This is a genomic window from Agrobacterium sp. MA01, from assembly GCF_009650195.1.
GTDB lineage: Bacteria > Pseudomonadota > Alphaproteobacteria > Rhizobiales > Rhizobiaceae > Allorhizobium.
In genome coordinates this window covers 188,104-211,799 of sequence record NZ_CP045854.1, presented here as the reverse complement: position 1 = coordinate 211,799, position 23,696 = coordinate 188,104, and the positions used below count along the sequence as shown (strand labels likewise).

24 protein-coding genes are annotated in these 23,696 nt (G+C 60.8%); 11 read left to right on the top strand and 13 right to left on the bottom strand.

Translation table 11 applies throughout. The annotated features are described in order from the left end of the window. The first annotated feature begins 10 nt into the window (after window positions 1–10). From GH983_RS00985 to GH983_RS00970, 4 genes are read left to right on the top strand one after another with little or no spacing between them, the layout of a single operon-like run. Entirely contained in the window at window positions 11–1,477 is a 1,467-nt protein-coding gene (locus GH983_RS00985) for an ATP-binding cassette domain-containing protein (protein ID WP_153761383.1), read from the top strand. Then, on the top strand, window positions 1,474–2,421 hold the full coding sequence (locus GH983_RS00980) for an ABC transporter permease (protein WP_153761382.1): 948 nt from the start codon (window positions 1,474–1,476) through the stop codon (window positions 2,419–2,421). Before GH983_RS00985 ends, GH983_RS00980 begins: the two co-directional genes overlap by 4 nt. Beyond that, window positions 2,418–3,371, top strand: a complete 954-nt coding sequence (locus GH983_RS00975) for an ABC transporter permease (RefSeq protein ID WP_153761381.1) — start codon at window positions 2,418–2,420, stop codon at window positions 3,369–3,371. Before GH983_RS00980 ends, GH983_RS00975 begins: the two co-directional genes overlap by 4 nt. A gap of 20 nt (window positions 3,372–3,391) precedes the next feature. Continuing rightward, on the top strand, window positions 3,392–4,303 hold the full coding sequence (locus GH983_RS00970; RefSeq protein ID WP_153761380.1) for an SMP-30/gluconolactonase/LRE family protein: 912 nt from the start codon (window positions 3,392–3,394) through the stop codon (window positions 4,301–4,303). 137 nt (window positions 4,304–4,440) lie between these two features. Here GH983_RS00970 and GH983_RS00965 read toward each other — a convergent pair whose 3' ends face one another. Further along, window positions 4,441–5,340, bottom strand: coding sequence for an SDR family oxidoreductase (locus GH983_RS00965; protein WP_054149014.1), 900 nt, complete (start codon window positions 5,338–5,340; stop codon window positions 4,441–4,443). A gap of 127 nt (window positions 5,341–5,467) precedes the next feature. Between GH983_RS00965 and GH983_RS00960 the strand changes: the two genes are divergently transcribed. Continuing rightward, on the top strand, window positions 5,468–5,929 hold the full coding sequence (locus GH983_RS00960; RefSeq protein WP_082347620.1) for a helix-turn-helix domain-containing protein: 462 nt from the start codon (window positions 5,468–5,470) through the stop codon (window positions 5,927–5,929). Window positions 5,930–6,027: 98 nt separating this feature from the next. After that, a complete protein-coding gene (locus GH983_RS00955; RefSeq protein ID WP_054149015.1) occupies window positions 6,028–7,320 on the top strand; it encodes a TadE/TadG family type IV pilus assembly protein in 1,293 nt (430 codons plus the stop codon). Window positions 7,321–7,337: 17 nt separating this feature from the next. Here the strand turns inward: GH983_RS00955 and GH983_RS00950 are convergent, their stop codons facing one another. After that, on the bottom strand, window positions 7,338–8,429 hold the full coding sequence (locus tag GH983_RS00950) for a PAS domain-containing protein (RefSeq protein ID WP_054149016.1): 1,092 nt from the start codon (window positions 8,427–8,429) through the stop codon (window positions 7,338–7,340). Between the two features lie 291 nt (window positions 8,430–8,720). Between GH983_RS00950 and GH983_RS24060 the strand changes: the two genes are divergently transcribed. Continuing rightward, window positions 8,721–8,891: a hypothetical protein gene (locus GH983_RS24060; protein ID WP_171901568.1), complete on the top strand. Its 171-nt coding sequence runs from the start codon at window positions 8,721–8,723 to the stop codon at window positions 8,889–8,891. A 12-nt stretch (window positions 8,892–8,903) separates the two neighbouring features. On the opposite strand, the gene GH983_RS00945 is transcribed toward GH983_RS24060, so the two are convergent. The 4 genes from GH983_RS00945 to GH983_RS00930 all read right to left on the bottom strand — a co-directional run bounded on the left by GH983_RS00945 (window position 8,904) and on the right by GH983_RS00930 (window position 12,315). Continuing rightward, window positions 8,904–9,818: a sugar kinase gene (locus tag GH983_RS00945; protein ID WP_371418400.1), complete on the bottom strand. Its 915-nt coding sequence runs from the start codon at window positions 9,816–9,818 to the stop codon at window positions 8,904–8,906. A gap of 35 nt (window positions 9,819–9,853) precedes the next feature. Then, the gene (gene kduD / locus GH983_RS00940; RefSeq protein ID WP_153761378.1) at window positions 9,854–10,609 is read right to left on the bottom strand and encodes a 2-dehydro-3-deoxy-D-gluconate 5-dehydrogenase KduD; all 756 of its coding nucleotides are present in this window, start codon (window positions 10,607–10,609) and stop codon (window positions 9,854–9,856) included. A gap of 42 nt (window positions 10,610–10,651) precedes the next feature. Beyond that, the gene (locus GH983_RS00935) at window positions 10,652–11,386 is read right to left on the bottom strand and encodes a GntR family transcriptional regulator (protein ID WP_054149019.1); all 735 of its coding nucleotides are present in this window, start codon (window positions 11,384–11,386) and stop codon (window positions 10,652–10,654) included. Between the two features lie 125 nt (window positions 11,387–11,511). Next, entirely contained in the window at window positions 11,512–12,315 is an 804-nt protein-coding gene (locus GH983_RS00930) for a class I SAM-dependent methyltransferase (protein ID WP_153761377.1), read from the bottom strand. A gap of 125 nt (window positions 12,316–12,440) precedes the next feature. Here GH983_RS00930 and GH983_RS00925 point away from each other — a divergent pair, with 125 nt between their 5' ends. From GH983_RS00925 to GH983_RS00915, 3 genes are all read left to right on the top strand, one after another. After that, entirely contained in the window at window positions 12,441–13,571 is a 1,131-nt protein-coding gene (locus tag GH983_RS00925) for an ABC transporter substrate-binding protein (protein WP_171901617.1), read from the top strand. 68 nt (window positions 13,572–13,639) lie between these two features. Then, window positions 13,640–14,704, top strand: a complete 1,065-nt coding sequence (locus tag GH983_RS00920; protein WP_054149022.1) for an iron ABC transporter permease — start codon at window positions 13,640–13,642, stop codon at window positions 14,702–14,704. Next, on the top strand, window positions 14,698–15,450 hold the full coding sequence (locus tag GH983_RS00915) for an ABC transporter ATP-binding protein (RefSeq protein ID WP_054149023.1): 753 nt from the start codon (window positions 14,698–14,700) through the stop codon (window positions 15,448–15,450). Before GH983_RS00920 ends, GH983_RS00915 begins: the two co-directional genes overlap by 7 nt. A 4-nt stretch (window positions 15,451–15,454) precedes the next feature. On the opposite strand, the gene GH983_RS00910 is transcribed toward GH983_RS00915, so the two are convergent. Next, complete coding sequence (locus GH983_RS00910) at window positions 15,455–16,081, bottom strand: YitT family protein (protein ID WP_054149024.1); 627 nt, start codon at window positions 16,079–16,081, stop codon at window positions 15,455–15,457. A gap of 4 nt (window positions 16,082–16,085) precedes the next feature. Next, window positions 16,086–17,258 (bottom strand): amino acid aminotransferase, encoded by a 1,173-nt coding sequence (locus GH983_RS00905; protein ID WP_069042330.1) that lies wholly within the window; start codon window positions 17,256–17,258, stop codon window positions 16,086–16,088. Between the two features lie 167 nt (window positions 17,259–17,425). On the opposite strand from GH983_RS00905, the gene GH983_RS00900 reads away from it, so the two are divergent. Further along, window positions 17,426–17,896, top strand: a complete 471-nt coding sequence (locus GH983_RS00900; RefSeq protein ID WP_153761376.1) for an Lrp/AsnC family transcriptional regulator — start codon at window positions 17,426–17,428, stop codon at window positions 17,894–17,896. A gap of 56 nt (window positions 17,897–17,952) precedes the next feature. Here the strand turns inward: GH983_RS00900 and GH983_RS00895 are convergent, their stop codons facing one another. The 5 genes from GH983_RS00895 to GH983_RS00875 all read right to left on the bottom strand — a co-directional run bounded on the left by GH983_RS00895 (window position 17,953) and on the right by GH983_RS00875 (window position 23,342). Beyond that, the gene (locus tag GH983_RS00895) at window positions 17,953–18,795 is read right to left on the bottom strand and encodes a dipeptide ABC transporter ATP-binding protein (RefSeq protein WP_054149163.1); all 843 of its coding nucleotides are present in this window, start codon (window positions 18,793–18,795) and stop codon (window positions 17,953–17,955) included. An 8-nt stretch (window positions 18,796–18,803) separates the two neighbouring features. Next, complete coding sequence (locus tag GH983_RS00890; protein ID WP_076391946.1) at window positions 18,804–19,652, bottom strand: ABC transporter ATP-binding protein; 849 nt, start codon at window positions 19,650–19,652, stop codon at window positions 18,804–18,806. Window positions 19,653–19,654: 2 nt separating this feature from the next. Next, entirely contained in the window at window positions 19,655–20,563 is a 909-nt protein-coding gene (locus tag GH983_RS00885) for an ABC transporter permease subunit (RefSeq protein WP_054149027.1), read from the bottom strand. A gap of 14 nt (window positions 20,564–20,577) precedes the next feature. Next, the gene (locus GH983_RS00880; protein WP_069042332.1) at window positions 20,578–21,582 is read right to left on the bottom strand and encodes an ABC transporter permease subunit; all 1,005 of its coding nucleotides are present in this window, start codon (window positions 21,580–21,582) and stop codon (window positions 20,578–20,580) included. 161 nt (window positions 21,583–21,743) lie between these two features. Further along, a complete protein-coding gene (locus tag GH983_RS00875; protein WP_054149029.1) occupies window positions 21,744–23,342 on the bottom strand; it encodes an ABC transporter substrate-binding protein in 1,599 nt (532 codons plus the stop codon). Window positions 23,343–23,696 lie beyond the last annotated feature (354 nt).

The following is a 23,696-nucleotide window of genomic DNA, read 5'->3' as shown; positions in this document are numbered from 1 at the left end:
GTTGTGCAGTATGAATGCCATGCTCGATAAGGACGATGGACGGCCCGTCGTCAGCGTTACCGATGCAAGAGTGAGTTTCGGCGCGGTGAAGGCGCTCGACGGCGTCACGCTGGAGATCGGCGCCGGAGAATGCGTCGGCCTGGTCGGCCATAACGGTGCCGGCAAATCCACCATCGTCAACGTCATCAATGGCGGACTCAGCCCGCATGAGGGCACAATCCGATACGGTCACGGCAGCGGAGGCCACAGCATCAATGCTGCGCGCGACGCCGGCATTCGCTGCGTTTTCCAGGAACTGTCGCTCTGCCCGAACCTGACGATCGTGGAGAACACCCGCGTCATGCATCGCAGCTTGAAAGGCTGGGGCTGGCGCAAGCGGGGTGCTGCCCTGATCGAGAGTAAATTGCAGGAAATCTTCCCGGGCCATTCGATCGACTGCCACGAGGCCGTCGGCACGCTCACCATCGCGGAACGCCAGATGGTGGAGATCGCGATCACCTTCTGCGAGATCGGCGCTCCCGTTCGTCTCGTCATCCTGGACGAACCGACTTCGTCGCTGGATGCGCGCCTTGCCGAGCAACTGCTCGCCTATGTCGAGCGCTTTGTCCGCGACGGTGGCTCGATCCTTTTCATCTCCCACATTCTCGGTGAGATACTCTCAGTTTCCAGCCGCATCGTCGTCATGAAAGACGGCAGGGTCGTCAGCCAGAGGCCAGCCGAGGAATTTTCAGAACACGGCCTGATCGAGGCCATGGGCAGCGTGGTGAAGACTCGCGAGGCCCGCACAAACCTGCAGAAGACGAACACGGCAAGTGTGCTGACCGCCGCACCGGTGCGCGGGCGCGGCCTCCCCTTCCAGGCCATGAAGGGTGAGATTGTCGGTTTCGCCGGTCTCGGCGGCCACGGCCAGACGGACATGCTGGTCGGCCTCTTCGAGTCCCGAACCGGCAACTGGCTGCGGGCCAATGACCCCGAAGTCGCCTTCGTCGCCGGCGACCGTGCGGTCAACGGCACCTTCACGCTGTGGAGCATCTTGAGAAACCTCAGCATCGGCATCCTGCCCGATCTGTCGCGACTGCAGACCCTGGATTTCGATCGGGAGGAGACGCTGGGCCAGACCTGGAAGGAGCGGATCGGCATCCGTACCCCCGACATGGACAATCCGATCCTGTCGCTCTCGGGCGGAAACCAGCAGAAGGTTCTGTTCGCCCGGGCGCTCGCCAGCCGCGCGCCCGTGGTTTTAATGGACGACCCGATGCGTGGCGTCGACTTCGGCACCAAGCAGGAGGTCTATGCGATCCTGCGCCAGGAGGCGGACGCCGGGCGGACCTTCGTCTGGTACTCGACCGAGATGGACGAGGTCTGCGTTTGCGACCGCGTCTATGTGTTCAACAACGGCATGATCGTTGCCGAACTGAAGGGGGACGAGGTGACGGAAGAAAACATCCTCTCCGCCTCCTTCCAGGAGGCCGCATGACGAGGTTTCTCTCAGCCGACGGCCTGCGCCTCGTCATCCCGGCCCTATCGCTGGTCGGGCTGCTCGCGGCGGTCTTCTATCTCCAGCCGAGGGCCATGAGCTATACCGGGCTCAACCTGCTGTTCAATCTCGCGGTGCCGATTGCGCTCGCGACCATCGCCCAGATGCTGATCATGACCGTCAACGACCTTGATCTGTCCATGGGCACCTTCGTCAGCTTCGTCGCTTGCGTGACGGCGACCTTCCTGCAGTCCTCGCCTCTGCTGGGTGTCCTCATTCTGATGGCAGCGATCGGAGTCTATGCGCTGATCGGCGTCATGATCTACCTCAGAGACCTGCCGTCGATCGTCGTGACGCTCGGCATGAGTTTCGTCTGGGGTGGCCTGGCGGTTTTGATCCTGCCGGCACCCGGCGGGGAAGCACCGGGCTGGATCCGCGCAATCATGACGGTGAAGCCGCCGCTCGTCCCGATGGCGATCTTGGCCAGCGTCCTGATCGCCGTCGTCAGCCACTATGTCATCATGCGCTCGTCCTTCGGCGTCGTCTTGCGCGGGGTGGGCGGCAATAGCCGCTCGGTTGCCCGGGCCGGATGGTCGATCATCGGCGCACGCGCCGCCGTCTATGGTCTTGCCGCCTTCTTTGCCGTACTCGCCGGCATGGCACTCGTGGGACTGACCACCTCAGCGGACGCCAATATCGCGCTGCGCTACACGCTGCTCTCGATCGCCGGCGTCATTCTCGGTGGCGGCGAATTCGTCGGCGGGCGCGTTTCGCCGATCGGTGCCGTCATCGGTGCGCTCACACTGACGCTGGCCGGCTCCTTCCTGTCCTTCCTGCGGATCTCGCCGGACTGGCAGATCGGCGCCCAAGGCGCGATCCTGATCCTCGTGCTGACGCTGCGTCTTGCCCTCAATCGCGCCGAAGGCCGGAAGGGCAAGTCATGACCCAAGCACTCTCCACGCTCTTCTCCCGGACCTGGATCTGGTCCTTCATTGCTGCGGCCAGCGTCTTCCTCGTCACCATCGTCTTCACGGGCGGGGCGAGCACCGTCGGGCTCGCACAGGCCGCCCTCACCTTCGGCGCCTTCTCGGTGCTGGTCGGCCTCGGTCAGATGCTGGTGATCACGCTTGGCCCTGGAAATATCGACCTCTCGGTTCCCGCCAACATGACACTTGCGGCAACGGTCTCGCTCAAGGTGATGAATGTCGAGAACAGCATGATCCTGACCGGGCTGCTGGTCGCCATCGGTGTCGGGATCGCTATCGGGATCGGCAACTATGCGCTGATCAAACTGCTCCGCATTCCGCCGATCATCGCAACGCTGTCGATGAGTTTCATCGTGCAGTCGACGGCGATCTGGACGAACCGGGGCTTGCGCATCAAGCCGCCAAGCTGGCTTGCGGACTTCACCACTTCTTCAACTGTGGGCATCCCGAATGTCGCGCTCGTTGCCTTGGTGTTCTCCGTCATCGTCTGGTACGTCCTCAACCGCACGGTCTATGGACGCTCGATCGCCGCGATCGGCCAGAGCATCCGCGCCGCACGCATGGCCGGCATCCCGATCGACGGCACGCGGCTTCTTACCTACCTGCTCTGCGCCGTGCTCGCCTCGCTGTGTGGCTATCTGCTCGCCAGCTTCTCCGGCGGTGCGGCGCTCAACATGGGCACGGAATATCTCCTGATGTCGATTGCCGTCGTCGTCATCGGCGGCACGGCGGTTGCCGGCGGGAATTCGAATGTTCCGGGGATATGGGGCGCCTCGCTCTTCATGTTCCTTGTCGTTTCGATGCTGAATACCTACGGTTTTGGCGCAGGCATCCGCCTCATTCTCACCGGTCTCATCATCATCGCCGTCATCATGCTGCCGACCACGCGCAGCGCCGGCAAAACCTGAAGCCCTGCCAGGATCGTCCCATGGAAAACCCGCATTACGAGATCCGCGACCCCCGCTTCTGCGACCTGCTCGTGTCAAGCGCCGGCTTGGATGAGCTTTACACCGGCTGCCGATGGGCCGAGGGTCCCGTCTGGTTCAATGATGGCGGCTATCTGCTGTTCAGCGACATTCCGAACGAACGCGTTCTGCGCTGGATCGAGGGTGCGGGAACCTCTGTCTATCGCTCACCGTCGCATTTCATCAACGGCAATACGCGCGACCGCGAGGGACGGCTCGTTTCCTGCGAACACGGCGGGCGCCGTGTCATCCGCACCGAGATCGACGGGACGATCACGACGCTTGCGGATCGCTACCAGGGCAAGCGGCTGAATTCCCCCAATGACGTCGTGGTGAAATCAGACGGCAGCGTGTGGTTCAGCGACCCGTCCTACGGCATTCTCTCTGACTACGAGGGCTACAAGGCCGACGAGGAACAGGCGAGCCGGAATGTCTACCGGCTCGATCCTACCACCGGCGAGCTTGCCGTCATGATCGACGACTTCCTGCAGCCGAACGGCCTTTGCTTCTCGCCGGACGAGACGTTGCTCTACGTCGCCGATTCCGGCGCCAGCCACAAACCGGATGCGCCGAGATACATCCGCGTCTTCGATGTCACCGATGGCAAGCGTCTGACGAATGCGCGCGTCTTTGTCCATATCGACAAGGGCATTCCCGACGGCATGCGGACGGATGTCGACGGAAACCTCTGGTCGAGCGCTGCCGACGGCGTGCATTGCTTCCATCCCGATGGCACGCTGCTCGGCAAGATCCTGGTGCCGCAGGCGGTCGCCAACCTGACCTTCGGCGGCCCGCGCAAGAACCGCCTGTTCATCACGGCCTCGACATCGCTGTACGCGATCTACACCGCGACACGAGGTGCGCAGACGCCCTGAGTCGCGCCCGACTGCATAAAAAACAGGACCGCCCGCTCAGGAGAACGGGCGGTCGCGCGGTCATGCCACGTGTGGGATATGGCACGACCGGACCGGCCTGGCGGCGACCGATGAGGCGATTACGTGAGGAAGAGCGATCACGCAGTCATGGATTTGAAAGCTTCGGCCTGGCTCTCTACCCAGCTTTCGAAGCTCTGCGGCTCCGTGCCCGTCAGCGTCTTGAAGTCACCAGTGACGCGAGCCAGACCACCGTTTCCGACCATCGTATCGATAGAGGCAAAGACGCGCGCGACGGGTTCGGGCAGACCAGCTCCAACCATGCCCTGCACGAGGCCTTCGACCGGAACATCGATCACGGTGATCTCCTTGCCGGCAGAGGCGGAGATGAGGGATGCCATTTCGCGATGCGTGTAGGAAGAAGAACCCGTCAGCGTGTAGACGGTCTTTTCCTTGTCTGCGGCGACGAGCGCCGCAGCAATCGCACGACCGATGTCATCGCGTGCGATGTGCGCCACCTTGCCGTCACCGGCAGCCGAGTACCAATGGCCCGAGGCAAGGGCGGGGCCTGCGCTCATCATGACGTTTTCGAAATACCAGTTGTTGCGCAGAATGGTCCAGGCCGGCACCGAGCTTGCCTCGATGGCCGCTTCCGTCCCTTCGTGGTCGGGGGCGAAGAGCAGAGCTGAGTTCACGGGCTCGGGCATCGAGGTGTAAAGCAGATGGACGACACCGGCCTTTTCTGCTGCGGCAACGGCTGCGCGATGCTGAACGAGACGATGTCCCGGCCGGTCGAGCGTATCCGTGCTGATGATCAGCACCTTTTCGGCCTCGGCGAATGCAGCCTCCATGGATGCGGCATCATCAAAATCGACCCGGCGCACCAACACGCCCTTCGCAGCCAGTTCTACCAGCTGCTCCGGCTTGCGGCTGGCAGCGATGATGTCGCCTGCGGCGACGCCCGAGGTCTCAAGGAGATGATGGACAACGCGCTGGCCGAGCTGGCCCGATGCGCCGGTGACAAGATACTTCGCGGTCATGGTTCTCTCATTTTCTGGACCCTAAACTTTAGGGATGGTTTAATTTACAGAGTAGGTCTATATTGCAGACTTCATATCTACCGTAAAGTAGGCAGTTTTTTAGAACCAGGTTCTGAGGATGGTACCGATGACAGCACATGGGAAGACGAAGACCGATTACACCGCAGCGATCCGTACGGTGATGGCCATGATCGAGACGCCGGCGAATACGGTTTTCGATGCCGGGAATTGCCCGGTTCGCGATGTCTTTTCCCATATCGGGGACAAATGGGCTTCCCTCATCCTACAGACGCTTGGCTACAGGCCGCACCGTTTCGGCGAGCTTAAGCGAGCAATCCCCGACATCTCGCAGGCCATGCTCACGGGTACATTGCGCAGCCTCCAGCGCGACGGTCTGGTTCATCGCGAGGTCTTCCCGACCCAGCCGCCAAGTGTCGAGTACAGGCTGACGGAGCTTGGGCAATCCTTATTGGGGCCAGTCGCGGCCCTGGTGGTCTGGACGGCGGAACATCATGGTCGCATCCGCGAGGCGCGGGCTCTCTATGATGGCGAGAATCCGCCCGTGAAGAAGAAGGTCGCAGCCGCCTGACTGGCATGCTTCGCTGGTCAGGAATTTGCTAACCATGCAGATGAACGAAAACGATACGCAGCACCCATAAATTACCCCCTTATATATGGGGGTATATTATGTTCAGAAGATTTCTCTGCGACCGCAGTGGCAATTTCGGCGTCTTGACGGCGATCCTGCTTGTGCCCGTCATCGGAGCGGCTGGCCTGGCCATCGATATCAGCAACGCGCTGACGGTGCGAAGCACCCTCCAGGCGGCTGCCGACGCGGCTGCGATCGCAGCCGTTGCCGAAACCTCCGCCGGCGTCATGCAGGCGATGCAGATGAAATCCGACGGACAGCTATCGGCTGCGATCGCAGATGCCAAGAAGGTGTTTCTCGGTCACGCCAAGATGTCTCAGCACTACGATCTCAAGAACTTCGATGTGGAAGTCGTCAAGACCGGAACCCAGCTAAAGGCCGTCTTCACCTTCAACGCGACCATTCCCACCACACTTGCACGGGTCATGGGGCAGAAGGACGTCACCGTCAGCGGCAAGGCCGAAGCCGTCTATCAGACAGACACATTCCGGGACTTCTACCTGCTTCTCGACAACACGCCGTCTATGGGCGTCGGAGCGACTCCGGCAGACGTCACCAAGATGGTCAACAACACCAGAGACAAGTGTGCCTTCGCGTGCCACATCGTCAAAAACGGTGTCGAGGACACGAACAGCTACTATTACCTCGCCAAGAAACTCGGCGTGACGATCCGCATCGACGTCGTGGCCAAGGCGACGGCAGCGCTCATGGACACGGCCAAGAAGTCGCGCAAGAGCTCCAATCAGTATCGCATGGCCGTCTACACCTTCGGCGAACGGGCCGAGGACACCAAGTTGCTGGAGGTCTCCGCACTTACCGACAATCTCGATCAGGTTCAGACCAAGGCGTCCAAGATTGGACTGATGTCGATCCCCTGGCAGGGTTATGACAACGACCAGCAGACAGATTTCGACCGCGCCCTCAAGAGTATCGGCGATCTCATGGGCGCGTCCGGCACCGGTGCTTCTGCAAGTGATCCGGAAAAGATCGTGTTCTTTGTCTCAGATGGAGTGGGCGACGCCTACAAGCCAAGCACCTGCACCAAGAAGACCACCAATGGGCGCTGTCAGGAGCCGATCGACACTGCGCAATGCGAAGCCCTCAAGAAGAAGGGCTATCGCATCGCCGTTCTCTATACGACCTATCTGCCGCTTCCCACCAATGACTGGTACAAGAGGTGGATCAGCCCGTTCCAGTCCGAAATCCCTACGCGCATGCAGTCTTGCGCATCGCCGGGTCTCTATTTCGAAGTGAGCCCGAGCGAGGGCATCGCAGACGCCATGAATGCGCTATTCCTCAAGATCGTGAGCACGCCCCGGATCTCCAGCTGAGAGTACGATCCGAGGGCTCAGCTTCTCCGCATGGGGAAGCCCTGCAGGGACACGGTGTTGCCGTCACTGAACGCCAGGCCCTCTCGCTCGAAGGCCTCTCGAATCGCGCTCAGCGAGGCCGGCCGCGTCGAACGCTCTCCCTCCCCCTCGATCCGCCGGATCGACGAGACCGATACGCCGGACTGCCGCGAAAGGTCTTCGAGGGTCCATTGCAACATGGCCCGTCCCGCCCGGATCTGCATCGGCGTCACCGAGGGATCGGCGGCAGACCCGCCGCTGCCCATCATGGCAAATTCCTGATGGCGGATGATCATGCCCAGCCATTCATGCGAGCGCCCACCCTTGTGAAGCACGGGCACTGCGCGGGCATGAAACCATTCATATTCACCGTCCGCCCGACGGATGCGCTGATTGGAGCTATAAGGAGAGAGCGAGGAAACAGCTTGTTGCCAGGCGGCGTTCACCGCTTCGCGATCATCTGGGTGGACCGCGCTTAGCCAGTTGCCGTCGAACATATCGGACTCACGTTGCCCGGTCAGCGTCGTCCAGCCAGAGGAAAATACGGGCTCGCCAGCCGCCGTCGCGCGCCATTCCATGGTCGCGACGGCGCTGATCAATGCTCTGTAGCGGCCGGTGCTTTCGTCCAGCGCCTGACGGCTCTCATGTTGTTGCGAGACGTCCTGGAGGAGCCCGATGGCGCGCGCCGGGCGCTGCTCGGCGTCAAGCACCACCTCGGACCGGAACTCGACCCAGCGCACGGTCCTGTCGCCGCGGATGATGCGAAAATTCCGATTCACAGGCACACCCGAGCGTATCAGCGACCAGATATCTTCGCAGAATGTGCGATCCTCCGGATGTACCTGGTCGACCAGATCCGTCATTCGGAACGGCAGGGTTTGCTTAACCCCGATCACTCGCAAGAGGCCCGGGCTGCAGCTGCATTGACCGGTGGTGATATCGCAGGTCCAGAAGCCTGTATTGCCGTTTTCTTCGACGAGTTTCAGGAAATGTGTCGACGAAACGCCTGATATCTTCCTGGCGGCAATAGACGCGTCTCCCGCCTGTGCGGAAGAGGCATCACCCAGGGCGGAATCCAGAAAACTTCTCATTGCAGTTCGGCAAAGTCCATCATGCGTCCGACGGGAAAGCCCTCGATCTCGGTCTATTGACAACAGTTCTCCCTGAAATGGGACGCTAGCGGCGGCGAAGGCTGCAGACAAGGGTGAAGTGGAAGATTGTGAATGCGCGCGGCCCGAAGGCGCAGCGTTTCTCTCCGCCATCTCAACAATACGTCCCGATCTCAAGCCTCATCCATGAGGAAACACGCAAGCAGCAGGCTTGTTGTTGGCCCATGATCATGGCAGGAAGTTTCCAGATGAGCATCACGAGAGAGCCATAGCATGTCGAACGTCATCAAGTTCGAGCGCCCGCCCGAAGACAAACCGCCGAAGCCGAAGGCCAGTGTTTCACCTTCGATGCGCAAGATCCTGATCTGGGCCGGGATCGCCGCGGCATTCGTGCTTGCATGGGCCTATTTTACCCTTGTCGGCGGCGGCGCTGCTCCGGCTTGAGCCCAAGGCTCCTCAGGCCTGCGTTACGGCATCCGGGACCAAAGCTCCCCGGGCGCCTATTACCCTACCCGCCAGTCTGGCGCCGGCGGCAACCGCATTCTCAACGGATGCGCCATTCAGTTCTGCAGCCAGGTAGCCAGCGTTGAAACTGTCGCCTGCAGCGGTCGTATCAACAACATGTTCGACCGAGGGGATGGAGAAGCGGGACAGTTCACCGCTGCTGCCTGCAAATGTGACGTCCTCGGATCCGTTCTTGACGATGACCCTTCGAGCCCCTTCCGCCTGATAACGTTTCGCCGTCGCGGCTGGATCGGCATCGCCAAACCATGTCGCCTCGTCTTCGAAGGACGGAAGGCAGAGGTCACTCACCGCGGCCGCCCGATGCACCCAGCCCCTCATGGTCTCCGGGTTGTCCCAGAGACGCGGCCGGAGATTGGGGTCGAAGACAACCGTTCCGCCCTTGCCTGCAAACTGGCCAAGCGCCTCGATCAGCGCCAGACGGTCCTGGTTCGAGAGAATGGCCAAGGTGATGCCGGACCAGTAGGCGAGATCCGCGCCCTCAAGTGCACGATTGAGGGCTGCAGGATCACTGGCGAGCCGCCTTGCGGCACTGTCGTTGCGCCAATAGGTGAAACTGCGCTCGCCGTCCTTCAACGTGATGTAGTAGAGCCCGATCGTCTTGTCGGGCAGGCGGCGGACATGGTCGGTCCCGATGCCCTCGCTCTTCAGGAAATCGACCATACTGTCGGAGAGCCCGTCCGTACCGACGGCGCTCACATAGTCGACCTGCCAGTCCTGCCCCAGACTGTGACGCAGGTAATAGGCGGTATTGAGCGTGTCTCCGGCGAACCCCATGCTGAGCATACCGGGTGAACCGGTCTCCGACAGCTCGCCCATGCATTCGCCGATCGATACGATCCGTCCCATCTTCATCCCCCCGCCTTGTCGCTTCCCGTTCCTACCTAGCGCGCCAGCCAACCGCCGTCGACGGGCAGGATCGTGCCGTGCACATAAGCGGAGGCGTCCGAGGCCAGGAAGACTGCGGCGCCACCGAGTTCTTCCGGATTGCCCCAGCGGCCTGCCGGGATCCGGCCGAGAATGTCGGTGGACCGCTTCGGATCTTCCCGCAAGGCGGTCGTGTTGTTGGTGACGAAATAGCCCGGCGCAATCGCGTTCACGTTAATGCCCTTGGCAGCCCATTCACAGGCCAGCAGGCGGGTCAGCCCCGCGAGGCCACTCTTGGACGCGGTATAGGAGGGAATGCGGATCCCTCCCTGGAAGGAGAGCATGGAAGCGATGTTGATAATCTTGCCGCGGCCACTCGGAATCATGCGCTTGGCGACGGCCTGCGACAGGAAAAAGGCCGTCTTCAGGTTGACGTCCATGACCGCATCCCAATCAGCCTCGGTGAAATCGATGGCATCGGCTCGGCGGATGATGCCGGCATTGTTGACGAGAATGTCGACCGAGCCGAAAGCGGATACCGCCGCTTCGACGATGTCGTCGACCGGCTCGATGGTCGACAGGTCGGCGGTAAAGGATGCGAAACGCCCACCTGCAGAGGCAATCATGGCCTCCGTTTCGCTCATGCCCGATCGGCCGACGCCGACAACAGCGGCACCAGCGCCGGCCAGTGCCACGGCAATGGCCTGACCGATGCCGGTATTGGCTCCGGTGACGATGGCCGTGCGGCCCGAAAGGTCGAAGGATGGTTTCATGATGCTACTCCCGGGATTTCTGGAAAGGATCGCCTGCTTGCTCTAGGCGTCAATGAAGAGGTCGGGATCGAGATGCTCGATGTCGTCCAGTTCCTCAGTCATGCGGCCGATATGCTGGCTCATGGCCAGAACCGCCGCACCGTCGTCGCGGTCACGGATCCCGTCGATGATCGCCGCATGCTCGGCGATGACGATATCCAGCCGCCCTGAACGGGGCAGCGTGATGAAGCGATAGCGGTCGATATGAACCTTGACCTGCGCAATAACCGTCCAGATTCCGGGGTAACCGGCGATGTCGGCGATCAACTGATGGAATTCTGTGTCGAGACGGTGGAAGAGCGGAATGTCGCCGGCCTCGGCCGCTTTTATCAGGGCCGCCTGATTGTCTTCGAGCGAGTGCAAGCGGCTGCCGTCCTTCATCGCGACAATGGCGAGCGAGACGGTGGTCACCTCGAGCGCCTTGCGGATAAGGATTGCCTCGTAGAGCGCACGGCGGGGTATGCGAGACACGAAAGTGCCCGACTGCGGATAGATCTCCACAAGTCCCTCATCCGCCAGTCTCAGCAGAGCTTCGCGCACAGGCGTGCGGCTGACACCGAAGCGCTGGCCGAGTTGCTTCTCGTTCAGGGTATCCAACGGCTTCAATTGCAGGCGGACAATTTCGTCCTGCAAGATCGCATGGATCTGCGTCGCAGCACGTCCATCCCGCGTCCTCCCGCGTTGATGATCGGCAGGAACAATGCGCGAGCGTAACCCGCTTTTGGACATTTCCGACATGCGGCCTCCGAAAACTGAGATACTAGTATATCAGTTTTCGGAGGCTGTAAATGCAAGGAGCCTCTGTTTCAAGCCACCGTTTCTGAAACAGCTATACACTCAGGAAAGGCAGTAACGCGATGACGTCACTTCTCGGCGCAGATCGCGTAGCGGTGCTGAGTGGCTCGCTCCAGGCCTTTGAAAAACGAGAAGTTCTTGCGTTGCGCCCTGTGTATAGCAGCCATGTCCTGATCAACGGTGATTTTTGAGAAGCCCGCCTTCTTCAGAAGATCTGCAACGGCATGCGCGTGAGCACCGCCGGAAAAATGAACGCGGGACAGGATACGGGTGTGCGTTTCGGCCATATCGGGTTTCGGGGCGCCGTGCAGGGCATCGCGGGCCAGACCGAGGCGGCGCGCGAAACCGGTCAGCTTTTTCAAGAGACGGGTCAATGTGGAGGTGTTGACGAAGTCGCCATCGACGATCAGCACCTTGCCACCCGGCTTCAGGACGCGGTGCCACTCCTTGAAGCAGGCAAGCGGATCGACGAGCGTCCAGACAAGGTGACGATTGGTGATCACATCATAGGCCTCGTCGTCCTCCATGGTGCGCTCGGCGTCACCCATCAGAAAGCGGATCTGTCGTCCACGGTCCTTGGCCTTTGCCTGCGCGCGCTCCAGCATTGGCTCGGCCCAATCCAGCCCGGTAACCTTGAAGCCGAGATCGTCGAGCAGGTGCGAGATCACGGCCGTTCCGCAGGCGAGGTCGAGCGCTGCCCGCCCCTCGCCTTCGCCGAGATGCTTGCGGAACAGGGCGTGCCAGGCCGCCCGCTCGTCTTCCGAAAAGATCTCGTGACCCGGCTGAGTGTCGAATGTCTCGGCCCGCAGAGACCAGTAGGCTTTGATTTCGTCGCGAAGGTCATGGTTGGAGAGGGAGCTAACGGCTTGCATTTTCACGGTCTTTCGGATTCGGGCAGAGAGGCTGGAACACTTCTAAAAGATAATTCTTGACTGATAAAGTCATAAAAACATAGATCACGACATAATCACAAGCAGGAGAACTGATCGTGTTCAAAATGGAGAAGGTGGCTTCTGCCGCCGCGATTTCGCTCGTCCTTTTTTCAAGCGTCGCGTTGGCTGGCGAGACCGTGAAGATCACGGACATCACTGGTCGTGAGGTCGAGGTGAGCGTTCCGGTCGAACGCGTCATTCTCGGCGAGGGTCGTCAGATCTACTTCACGGCAGCACTCGACACCGACAATCCGTTCGGCCGCGTCATTGGCTGGCGCGACGACTTCAAGAAGGCCGACCTCGATGGCTACAACATCTACCTGAAGAAATTTCCGGAGATGGAGAAGATCCCAACCTTCGGCGGCATGAAGGACGGCACCTTCGACATCGAGCAGGCAGTTGCACTGAAGCCCGACGTCATCATCATGAACACGGAAGCAAAGTCTGCGACTGAAGAGAGCGGTTATATCGAGAAGCTCGCCGCCGTTGGCATTCCGCTCGTCTACATCGACTTCCGCGAAAAGCCGATGGAGCACACGGATGATTCCATGCGCATCATCGGCAAGCTGTTCGGCAAGGAAGAGCGCGCCGAAGAATTCGTCAAGTTCCATGACGAGCAGATCGCCAAGGTGACCGACGTGCTGGCCAGCCAGACGGACCTGAAAAAGCCTGTCGTCTTCATGGAACGCGCCGGTGGCTATTCCGACGATTGCTGCATGTCCTTCGGCAACGAGAACTTCGGCAAGATGGTCGAACTCGCCGGCGGCGTGAACATGGCCAAGGACTTCATCCCGGGCACCTTCGGCACCGTCAATCCGGAGCAGATCATCGCATCGAACCCCGACCAGGTCATCGTGACCGGCTCGAACTGGGAACTGTATGTTCCCGGCGGCAAGTGGGTCGGCGTTGGTCCGGGCGCCGACAAGGCTGAAGCCGCGCGCAAGCTTTCCGAGCTGATGAAGCGCCCCGGCTTCACCGACATCAAGGCCGTCCAGGATGGCAATGTGCACGCGATCTGGCACCAGTTCTACAACAGCCCGTACCAGTTCGTTGCCGTACAGCAGATCGCCAAGTGGCTGCATCCGGATCTCTTCAAGGATCTCGACGCGGACGCCACCTTCAAGGACATGCATGAGCGCTTCCTGCCGGTCGATTACCAGCCTGGCTACTTCGCCTCGCTGAAGGCTGGCTCCTGACATCCATCCGGCCGGCCGGCGACCGCCGGCCGCTTGCCCTTGGGGGCGTAACCGACAGGAAAAGACTTATGGCCACCACCGTCGAAGCGGCCGCTCCGGCCTCCAGCGACATCTACCGAAGCCTGACGACGAAGCGCCTGGCAATCCTTGCCGGGCTTTCACTCTGTCTGGTGCTGTCGATCGCCGTCGATATGGCCTATGGCCCCGCGCGCTACACCCTGTCGGAAGTCGTCTCGACGATCTGGGATCCGGCCTCGGCAGGCAACCAGCTTCGGGTCGTCATCTGGGATATCCGCATGCCGATCGCGCTGATGGCCGTCACTGTTGGGGCGTGCCTGTCGCTTGCCGGTGCGCAGATGCAGACGATCCTGGCCAATCCGCTCGCCTCTCCCTTTACGCTCGGCATTTCGGCGGCTGCCAGTTTCGGTGCGGCGCTCGGGCTTGTCGCAGGCGTTGCCGTCTTTCCAGCGGCCGTGCAGTACATGGTGCCGATCAACGCCTTCCTGATGGCAATGCTCGCATCGCTCTTCATCTATGGCGTCTCGACCATGCGAGGCGTGACGGTTGAGACCATCATCCTGCTCGGCATAGCTCTGGTCTTCACCTTCAATGCGCTGCTTTCGCTGCTCGAATATCTTGCCTCTGAACAGGCGCTCGCCGCCGTTGTCTTCTGGACCATGGGATCGCTGACCAAGGCGACCTGGGGCAAGGTGGCGGTGACCTTCGCCGTGCTCGTCTTCTGCGTACCCCTCTTTGCGCGCCGCGCCTGGGCACTGACGGCGCTTCGCCTCGGTGACGACAAGGCCGCATCCTTCGGGGTCAATGTCCGGGCACTCCGGCTTGAGACTATGCTGCTCGTCAGCCTGCTCGCCGCCATCCCCGTTTCTTTCGTCGGGACGATCGGTTTCATCGGCCTCGTCGGGCCGCATATCGCTCGTATGTTGCTCGGAGAAGACCAGCGCTTCTTTCTCCCGGGTTCGATCCTCTGTGGCGCGCTCCTGCTGTCCGTCACCTCGGTCGTGTCGAAATTGCTGATCCCGGGCGCCATCCTGCCGATCGGTGTTATCACTGCACTCGTCGGGGTGCCCTTCTTCTTCTCCCTCATCTTCACCAACAGGAGGCGCGCATGGTAGCCCTCAGGCTTGAAGCGGTCGGTGCCCAATACGGTCGCCATCGCGTCTTCACCGACATCACCACCGGTGACATCGCCGGCGGAATGCTGACAGCTGTCATCGGTCCGAATGCGGCGGGCAAGTCGACGCTGTTCAAGCGGATAGCAGGCCTGCTGAAGGGCGAAGGCGTCATCCATGTCTCCGGAGAGGAGAGCCAGCGGCCGATTTGTTACATGCCGCAGGACACAGGTGCCAATGCTGTCCTGACCGTCTACGAGAGCATTCTGCTTGCATCCAAGCAGGGCTCTGGTTGGAAAGTGGCCGACGGCGAACTTTTTGAGATCGATCGCATTCTTGCTTCACTTCGGATTTCGGACCTCGCATTTCGAGATCTTGGGGAACTGTCCGGTGGACAACGTCAGCTCGTCGCCATCGCCCAGGCGCTGGTGCGCAAGCCGGAAGTGCTGTTGATGGACGAGCCGACGTCGGCGCTCGATCTCTTCCGCCAGATCGAAGTCCTTCAATTCATGCGCGAACTTGCAACCGAAAGCGGGATCACCGTTCTGATCGCCCTGCACGACCTGAACCACGCGATGCGTTATTGCGACCATGCGCTCGTGGTTGCGGACGGGCGACTGATTGCAAGCGGCGCGACTGCGGATGTGATCACGCCTTCCCTGCTTCGAGATGTGTACCGGGTCGATGCCCGCATTGAGGCCTGCACGCAAGGCCGGCCTCTCGTCATCGTGGACGCGGCGCTGGCATAAGCCCTTAGCTCAGCCCCATATAACGGCCGGGCTTGTGGTTGATCGCGAGGATCAGGTTGGCGATGGCAGCGCCCAGCACCGAGAGTGCCAACCGGTCGGCCGGCAGCACGAAGAAGGCGATTGCGAGGATCGTGAGATCGACACCAAGCTGGAAATAACCGGCGCGCAGCCCTGTCTTTTCCTGCAGATACATGGCGAGGATATTGATGCCGCCGAGACCCGTGCGGTGGCGGAAAAGCATCAGCAAGCCAGTACCGATCAAGCCGCCGCCGATCACCGTGGCGTAGAGTGGATCGAGATGGGAAAAATCGATCCATTGGCCGTTCAGCTTCGACAGGATCGACACCAGCGCCACGGCTGTGAAGGTGCGCAGCGTGAAGGCCCACCCCATGCGTTTGACCGCCAGGATGTAGAAGGGCAAATTGACGACGAAGAAGATGACGCCGAAGCCCCAGCCACTGACATAGGACAGAAGCAGCGCGAGGCCGGCGCTCGACCCGACCGTCAGCATGGTTTCGGTGTAGATCAGCGTCCCGAGCGACACGAACATCGTGCCGGAAATCATCGCGAGCACGTCTTCATAAAGGCGATGACGCTCTGCGCCCGCCTGGTTCACGGTGGTCGTGGTCATGGTTTCAGCCCAGAAGCGGTTTCAGAACAGCGGCGACGCGCGGAATATCCTGGCTCTTCAGGCCCGCAATATTGATGCGTCCAGAGGTCGGCATGTAGATGCCGTGATCCTTGCGCAGCGACAGCACGTCGGCTTCCTTGAGCGGCAGGAGCGAGAACATGCCCTGCTGCTCGGCGATCTGCGGCGCAAGCTGCCAACCGTCGCCGAGGGCCGTGGCCAGTTCGCGACGCAGGCCATTGAGACGGTCGCGCATGCTGTTCAGTTCGTCGATCCAGTCCTGGCGCAGGCTCTCTGTCGAGAGGATCGTGCGCACGACGGCCGCACCATGATCCGGTGGCATGGAATAGCTGGTCCGCGCCATGGTCACGAGATTGGAGCGAGCAATGTCGGCCGCCTCCTGCGTCTCGGCAACAGCAAAGATGGCGCCTGTGCGTTCACGGTAAATGCCGAAGGATTTGGAGCAGGAAACCGCGACCAAGGCTTCCGGCACTGCAGCGATAATGGTGCGCAGACCAGCGGCATCTTCCTCGATGCCGGCGCCAAACCCTTGATAGGCAGAATCGATCAGTGGCACGAGGCGACGTTCGGCGATCACGGCCGCGAGTTCTTCCCACTGGGCAGACGTGAGCGTGGCGCCGGTCGGGTTGTGGCAGCTCGCATGAATGAGCACGGCATCACCGCGCGGGGCGCTGCTCAGCGCCTTCATCATGCTGGCAAAGCGCACGTCCTGTGTCGGCACGTCGAAATAGGGATAGGTCTCAACGCTGAGGCCGGTGGCGCCGAAGATACCGGCATGGTTCGGCCAGCTGGGCAGACCAAGATGAATGCGGCCGCTGCTCGCGCGCGCGATGAGATCCGACGCAAGACGCAGCGCCCCCGAACCGCCGGGGGTCTGAACGCCCGCGGCGAACTTGCCCTGTCCCTTGCCGCCGACAAGATCCCAGAGCAGGTCGAGGAAGACCCTGTCGCCTTCCGGCGCCACATAGGACTTGCTGTCCTGCTTCTCCAACAGCTCCTTCTCGGCCGCCTTGACCGAGCGCATCACAGGCGTGCGCCCGAGATCATCACGGTAGACTCCGACCCCGAGGTCGATCTTGTCGGCGCGCTGATCGGCATTGTAGAGCCCGATCAGGGCAAGCAACGGGTCATTGGGCTGCGAGGCGAGCTTGTCGAACATCGGGGACCTTCGTCAAAGTGCAATTGTGTTGGACCAGAGATATCAAGTTTGCCGCGCAAAGTCTCTGCGGATTTCATGCCCGGCGTCAGGGGTGACTTAAGATGAATTGCCAGACATCCAGCTTTGACGATAAAATATTGCGCACTGATGGACGGTAGAGATCGATAATGGAAGCTCAGAGCGCCACACTGGACAGGATCGATCGGAAGATCATTGCCTGTCTTCTGAACGATGCAAGCCTGAACAATGCGGAACTCGCCGAGCGTGTCGGGCTGACCGCCGCCCCCCTTTCGCGTCGGCTCGCCAGACTCTATTCGAGCGGCATCATACGGCAGGCGATCGTGGTTGATGCGCCGCGTGTCGGCCTCGGCCTGCAGGCCTTCGTCGAAATCACCCTGGATCGCACGACGCCGCAGGTGGGCGAACGTTTTATCGAACATGTCGGCAAACTGCCCGAAGTAGTCGAGATCCATGCCGTTGCCGGCGACTTCGATTTTCTGTTGAAGATCTCGGTTCGTGACATGACGGACTACAAGCGCCTGATCTGGCAGGAGTTCGATCGCCTCGCCGAGATCAAGACAATCAGGTCGACGATGGTATTCGACAGTCCGAAGATCTCTTACGGCTATCTGCCATAAAGAAAAAGGGCGCCGACCGGGCGCCCTTTGTCATCGCATCAAGCTTTAGAAAGCGATCAACCGGCCGCCGCTGCCAGCTGGCGCTTTGCCATGCGGGCGCGGATCGATTCCACGTCGGCGCGCGGTGTCGCGGCAAATAGCGTGCGTGTATATTCGTGCTGCGGGTCCGAGAAGACCGCATCGCGTGTGCCGTATTCCACGGCCTCACCGTAATACATCACCATCACCTCGTCGGCGATGTAGCGCACAACCGAGAGGTCGTGGCTGATGAAGACATAGGTCAGGCCAAACTCTTCCTGCAGGTCGGCAAGCAGGTTCAGCACCTGGGCCTGGACCGAGAGGTCGAGCGCCGAAACCGGTTCGTCGAGCACGAGCAGCTTCGGATTGAGCATCAACGCACGAGCAATCGCGATACGCTGGCGCTGGCCGCCCGAGAACATGTGCGGGTAGCGGTTATAGTGCTCCGGACCGAGGCCGACCTTGATCAGCATTTCGGTTGCGCGTTCCCGCCGCTCGGCCGAGCTCATCTTGGTGTTGATGAGCAAGGGCTCGCCGAGCACATCGCCGATCTTCTGGCGCGGATTGAGCGAGCCATAGGGGTTCTGGAAGACGATCTGCACCTTCTGGCGCATGTCCGATGTTAGATGGCCAGGACGCAAGTCGACCTTCTGGCCGTCGATCAACAACTCGCCCGCCGTTGGCTCATCGATGAAGGTCAGGATGCGGGCAAGCGTGGACTTGCCGCAACCGCTTTCGCCGACGATGGCGAGCGTCTTACCCTTGTCGAGCTTGAAAGACACGCCTTTGACAGCGTGGACGATCTTGTCTTCCTTGAAGAGACCTTGCGACACACGGTAGTCGCGCTTGACGTCGCGAATTTCGAGCATCGGGGTTTGCATCTCTGTGGTCATGCGGCACCTCCCGTTTCTGCGGCGGCCAGGAAGTCGGAGACCGTCGTCAGGCGGTCGCCGGTGGCGTTTTCCGGCAGGGCCGAAAGCAGCGCGCGGGTATAGGGGTTCTTCGGGTTTTCGAAGAGCGAGAGCACATCGGCCTCTTCCATCTTCCGGCCCTTGTACTGGACGATGACGCGGTCCGCGGTCTCGGCAACCACAGCCATGTCGTGGGTGATCATGATGAGGCCCATGCCGGTCTCGGCCTGGATCTTCATGAGGAGGTCGAGGATCTGCTTCTGGATCGTCACGTCGAGCGCGGTCGTCGGCTCGTCTGCGATCAGGAGTTTGGGATTGCAGGCGATCGCAATCGCGATCATCACGCGCTGACACTGACCGCCCGACATCTGGTGCGGGAAGTGGTTGAGGCGTTCCGCAGGATCCGGCAGTCCGACCAGCTTGAAGAGCTCGATGGCGCGTTCGCGGCATTCCTTTTTGCCGAGGCCCATGTGCAGGCGCAGGACTTCCTCGATCTGGAAGCCGACGGTGAAGCAGGGATTGAGGCTTGCGACCGGCTCCTGGAAGATCATGGCGACATCCTTGCCGATCAGCTTGCGCCGGTCCGCTGCCGAGATCTTCTGGATGTCACGGCCCTGGAATTCCATCTTGTCGGCGGTGATCTTTGCCGTCCACGGCAAAAGGCCCATGACGGCAAGCATGGCGACAGACTTGCCGGAGCCGCTTTCTCCGACGATGGCAAGCACTTCACCCGGCTCCACCGACATCGACACGCCGTCGACGGCCTTGAACCAACCACTGGCCGTCTCGAACTGGACGGTGAGGTTCTGAATCTCGAGAAGTGCCATGATCAGGACCTCTTCAGCTTGGGATCGAGCGCATCGCGCAGGCCGTCACCCATGAGGTTGATGGCGAGAACGGTGATCAGGATGGCGAGACCCGGGAAGGTGACGACCCACCAGGCGCGCAGGATGAATTCACGCGCTTCGGCCAGCATCGTGCCCCATTCCGGTGCCGGAGGCTGCGCGCCCATACCGAGGAAGCCGAGGGCGGCTGCATCGAGGATGGCGTTCGAGAAGGAGAGCGTAGCCTGGACGATCAGCGGCGCCATGCAGTTCGGCAGGATCGTCTTGAACATCAGGCGGAAGGGACTTGCACCGGCTAGCCGTGCGGCCGTCACGTAGTCACGTGTCTTTTCCGACATCACCGCAGCACGGGTCAGGCGGACGAAATGCGGCTGCAGGACCAGCGCGATCGCGATCATGCCATTGGTCAGGCCGGGGCCGAGGATCGCGACGAGCACAAGTGCCAGCAGCAGCGACGGGAAGGCCAGGATGATGTCCATCAGGCGCATGATCGCGGTGTCGAGCCAGCCACCGTAATAGCCGGCGATGACACCAATCGCGATGCCCGTCGTCAGCGACAGCGTCGTAACGAACACACCGATGAACAGAGAATACTGCGAACCGTAGATCAGGCGCGAGAGGATGTCGCGTCCGACGGGATCGGTGCCGAGCACAAAGCTCCAGTTCCCACCTTCAAGCCAGGCGGGCGGAAGCAGAACCGCATCACGATATTGCTCGAAGGGCGAATGGGGTGCGATGACGCCGGCGAAGACGGCGATCAGCACGAGAGCGACGAAGACGACGAGGCCTGCGACGGCACCGCGGTTTTCGGAAAAGTAGAACCAGAATTCGGCCAGCATCTGGCGGCGCATCTGGGCGCTCGAAACCGGCTGGCTGGTTGTTGTCTCTGCCATGGGACTTTATCCTTCTAGTGGCGGATGCGCGGGTTGATCAGGCCGTAGAGCAGGTCGACGATGAGGTTCACGACCATGATGATGCCGGCAATCAGGAGGAGGCCTCCCTGGATGACCGGGTAGTCACGGCGGAACACACTGTCGACCATCCACTTGCCGATGCCCGGCCAGGAAAAGATCGTTTCGGTCAGGATCGCGCCGGCCAGCAGGACACCGATCTGCAGGCCGATCGTGGTGATGACCGGGATCATGGCATTGCGCAGCGCATGCAGGCTGACGACGCGGAAAGGCGAGAGGCCCTTGGCGCGGGCCGTCCGGATATAATCTTCCGACAGGACTTCCAGCATGGCCGAGCGCGTCTGCCGCGCGATGACGGCGAGAGGAATGGTCGCAAGCACGATCGTCGGCAGGATGAGATGGCTGACGGCCGAGGCAAAGGCGCCCTTCTGACCCGACAGCAGGCTGTCGATCAGCATGAAACCCGTGACCGGCGGGAAGAAGAACATCAGCGAGATGCGTCCCGATACCGGTGTCCACTGCAGGATGCCGGAGAACAGGATCATCAATAGAAGGCCCCACCAGAAGATCGGCATGGAATAGCCGACAAGGGCAATTCCCATCATGGTCTGGTCGAAGAATGAACCGCGCTTGATCGCAGCGATGATGCCGGCGGGAACGCCGATCGCGACGGCCAACAGGATCGCACAGATGGACAATTCGACGGTGGCGGGGAACAGCGCGAAGAACTGGTCGATGATCGGGCTCTTCGAGACAATCGAAGTGCCGAAGTCACCGGTCAGGACGCCGCCGAGATAATCGAAGTACTGGACGACGACAGGACGGTCGAGACCGAGCTGCGCACTGATCTGTGCGTGCCGCTCGGGCGACATGACGCGCTCACCGGAGAGCAGCGCAACCGGATCGCCAGGAAGAAGCCGGATGAAAGCGAAGGCAATGATCGAGACGCCGAGAAAGGTCGGGATCAAGACGGCGAGCCGTCGCAGGAGAAAGCCAAACATGTGTGAGACCTGTTGTTTAAGGGAGGTCGAACCACGGCACCAAGGCCATCTGTGGTTACCCGAAACGCTTCACCTGAGCTTTCGAGCATGACGCGAGATTGGTCTTGCATCAACGACAAACGCCGCGGGCTAGGCCCGCGGCGAAAGATTGCGTGTTCCGATTACTCGGCGATGTCGACGTTTTCGAAGGTGAAATCGCCAAGCGGGCTCTGGACGAAGCCAGAGACTTCCTTGCGCATCGGAACGATCGAGAGCGAATGGTCGATCGTGGCCCAAGGCGCTTCGCGCTTGAAGACGAGCTGCGCTTCTTCGTAGAGCTTGGTGCGCTCGGCCTGGTCGGAGGTGACCTTGGCCTTCTTCACCAGGGCGTCGAACTCCTCGTTGCACCACTGAGCGCGGTTGTTGCCGCCGACGGCAGAGCAGCCCAGCAGCGTGTCGAGGAAGTTGTCCGGGTCGCCGTTGTCGCCGGTCCAGCCGAGCATGACGGCGCCGTCACGATCCTTGGCCTTCGAGCGGTCGAGATACTCGGCCCATTCGTAGGAGACGATCTCGACGGTGACGCCGATCTTGGAGAAATCGTCCTGGATGATTTCAGCGGCGCGACGTGCGTTCAGCATGTAGGGGCGCGAAACCGGCATTGCCCAGACCTTCATCGAAAGGCCGGTTACACCAGCGGCTTCGAGTTCTGCCTTCGCAGCTTCCAGGTCATACGCGTCGTCCTGAGTGGACTGGTTGTAAGACCACATGGTCGGCGGGATCGGGTTCTTGGCCGGAGTCGCCATGCCCTGGAATACGGCGTCGACGATGGCTTCCTTGTTGATCGCCTTGTTCAGCGCCTTACGCACTTCCGGCTTGTCGAACGGAGCCTGGGTGGTGTTGTAGGCGAGATAAGCGACGTTCAGGCCTTCCTGTTCCATGACCGTCAGAGCCGGGTCGGACTTCATGGTCTCGACGTCGGCTGCGTTCGGGAACGGCATCAGGTGGCATTCGCCGGCCTTGAGCTTCTGGTAACGAACGGCGGCATCCGTGGTGATCGCGAAGACGAGATCGTCGATCTTCGGCGCGCCACCCCAGTAATCGGCGTTCTTCTTGTAGCGGATGACGGCGTCCTGCTGGTAGCCGACGAAGGAGAACGGACCCGTGCCGACCGGCATCTGGTTCAGCTGTTCCTTCTTGCCTTCAGCTTCGAGCTTGTCGGCATATTCCTTCGAAACGATCGATGCGAAAGGCATTGCGAGGTTCGCGAGGAACGGCGCTTCCGGCTTGTTGAGCGTGATCTTGACCGTCATGTCGTCGACCTTTTCGATCGACTTGATCAGCTCGGGGAAGCCCATGCCTGCGGCATATTCCCAGGAGGTGCCGGCAACATACTGGTTCCACGGATGATCAGCCTTCAGCTGACGGTCCAGCGAGAAGAGGACGTCATCGGCGTTGAAGTCACGCGACGGAGTGAAGAACTCGGTCGTGTGGAACTTGACGCCCGAACGAAGCTTGAAGGTATATTCGGTGCCTTCGGCGTTGACTTCATAGCTTTCGGCCAGACCGGCTTCCGCTTCGGTGGTGCCGGGCTTGAATTCCATCAGGCGGCTGTAGATCGGATGCGCGGAGGCATCAAAGGTCGTGCCGGCGGTGTACATGCCGGGATCGAAGCCTTCCGGCGATCCTTCCGAGCAGTAAACGAAGGTCTTGGCGCTTGCCGCGCCCGACAGGAAAGTGGCGGCAGCGAGTGCTGCAGCTGCAAGAGCGAACTTGGTTTTCATGAACAGTCTCCCAAAGGCAAAGGACGAGCGTCCTCGCCGGTTCTTTTGGTCCCGCGGCGCGTGGATCGCGCCCGTGTTTTGTGAAGGTCGGGGTCAACCGGTCTTCCGGCGATCGAAGGGTCTCCAGCCGCGCGTCGTAATCTGACAAGCAGCAGAGGTCGTCCACTCGATCACTGATGCAGTGTCTTATCGCCTTCGGAAACGTTGTAAAGAGAGATTCGGCTCAATTCCGTCACAGAATTGGTCTGGTTTTCGCCACAATAGACGGATGGCAGTTCAAATGTTTTCTAAAACGACAGGTCGCTTTGGGAACTCATCGAACATTAGAGATCTTTGATTGACCCTAAGAATCAA

Excerpts from the sequence above, each read along its gene's own strand:
- GH983_RS00985 (WP_153761383.1), top strand. The coding sequence starts at position 11 with ATGAATGCCATGCTCGATAAGGACGATGGACGGCCCGTCGTCAGCGTT.
- GH983_RS00935 (WP_054149019.1), bottom strand. The coding sequence starts at position 11,386 with ATGTCGGAAATGTCCAAAAGCGGGTTACGCTCGCGCATTGTTCCTGCC.
- GH983_RS00950 (WP_054149016.1), bottom strand. The coding sequence starts at position 8,429 with ATGAGAAGTTTTCTGGATTCCGCCCTGGGTGATGCCTCTTCCGCACAG.
- GH983_RS00920 (WP_054149022.1), top strand. The coding sequence starts at position 13,640 with ATGGCCACCACCGTCGAAGCGGCCGCTCCGGCCTCCAGCGACATCTAC.
- GH983_RS00905 (WP_069042330.1), bottom strand. The coding sequence starts at position 17,258 with ATGTTCGACAAGCTCGCCTCGCAGCCCAATGACCCGTTGCTTGCCCTG.
- GH983_RS24060 (WP_171901568.1), top strand. The coding sequence starts at position 8,721 with ATGTCGAACGTCATCAAGTTCGAGCGCCCGCCCGAAGACAAACCGCCG.
- kduD (WP_153761378.1), bottom strand. The coding sequence starts at position 10,609 with ATGAAACCATCCTTCGACCTTTCGGGCCGCACGGCCATCGTCACCGGA.
- GH983_RS00900 (WP_153761376.1), top strand. The coding sequence starts at position 17,426 with ATGGAAGCTCAGAGCGCCACACTGGACAGGATCGATCGGAAGATCATT.
- GH983_RS00930 (WP_153761377.1), bottom strand. The coding sequence starts at position 12,315 with ATGCAAGCCGTTAGCTCCCTCTCCAACCATGACCTTCGCGACGAAATC.
- GH983_RS00925 (WP_171901617.1), top strand. The coding sequence starts at position 12,441 with ATGGAGAAGGTGGCTTCTGCCGCCGCGATTTCGCTCGTCCTTTTTTCA.
- GH983_RS00910 (WP_054149024.1), bottom strand. The coding sequence starts at position 16,081 with ATGACCACGACCACCGTGAACCAGGCGGGCGCAGAGCGTCATCGCCTT.
- GH983_RS00970 (WP_153761380.1), top strand. The coding sequence starts at position 3,392 with ATGGAAAACCCGCATTACGAGATCCGCGACCCCCGCTTCTGCGACCTG.
- GH983_RS00890 (WP_076391946.1), bottom strand. The coding sequence starts at position 19,652 with ATGGCACTTCTCGAGATTCAGAACCTCACCGTCCAGTTCGAGACGGCC.
- GH983_RS00885 (WP_054149027.1), bottom strand. The coding sequence starts at position 20,563 with ATGGCAGAGACAACAACCAGCCAGCCGGTTTCGAGCGCCCAGATGCGC.
- GH983_RS00915 (WP_054149023.1), top strand. The coding sequence starts at position 14,698 with ATGGTAGCCCTCAGGCTTGAAGCGGTCGGTGCCCAATACGGTCGCCAT.
- GH983_RS00875 (WP_054149029.1), bottom strand. The coding sequence starts at position 23,342 with ATGAAAACCAAGTTCGCTCTTGCAGCTGCAGCACTCGCTGCCGCCACT.
- GH983_RS00945 (WP_371418400.1), bottom strand. The coding sequence starts at position 9,818 with ATGGGACGGATCGTATCGATCGGCGAATGCATGGGCGAGCTGTCGGAG.
- GH983_RS00980 (WP_153761382.1), top strand. The coding sequence starts at position 1,474 with ATGACGAGGTTTCTCTCAGCCGACGGCCTGCGCCTCGTCATCCCGGCC.
- GH983_RS00955 (WP_054149015.1), top strand. The coding sequence starts at position 6,028 with ATGTTCAGAAGATTTCTCTGCGACCGCAGTGGCAATTTCGGCGTCTTG.
- GH983_RS00965 (WP_054149014.1), bottom strand. The coding sequence starts at position 5,340 with ATGACCGCGAAGTATCTTGTCACCGGCGCATCGGGCCAGCTCGGCCAG.
- GH983_RS00960 (WP_082347620.1), top strand. The coding sequence starts at position 5,468 with ATGACAGCACATGGGAAGACGAAGACCGATTACACCGCAGCGATCCGT.
- GH983_RS00880 (WP_069042332.1), bottom strand. The coding sequence starts at position 21,582 with ATGTTTGGCTTTCTCCTGCGACGGCTCGCCGTCTTGATCCCGACCTTT.
- GH983_RS00975 (WP_153761381.1), top strand. The coding sequence starts at position 2,418 with ATGACCCAAGCACTCTCCACGCTCTTCTCCCGGACCTGGATCTGGTCC.
- GH983_RS00895 (WP_054149163.1), bottom strand. The coding sequence starts at position 18,795 with ATGCAAACCCCGATGCTCGAAATTCGCGACGTCAAGCGCGACTACCGT.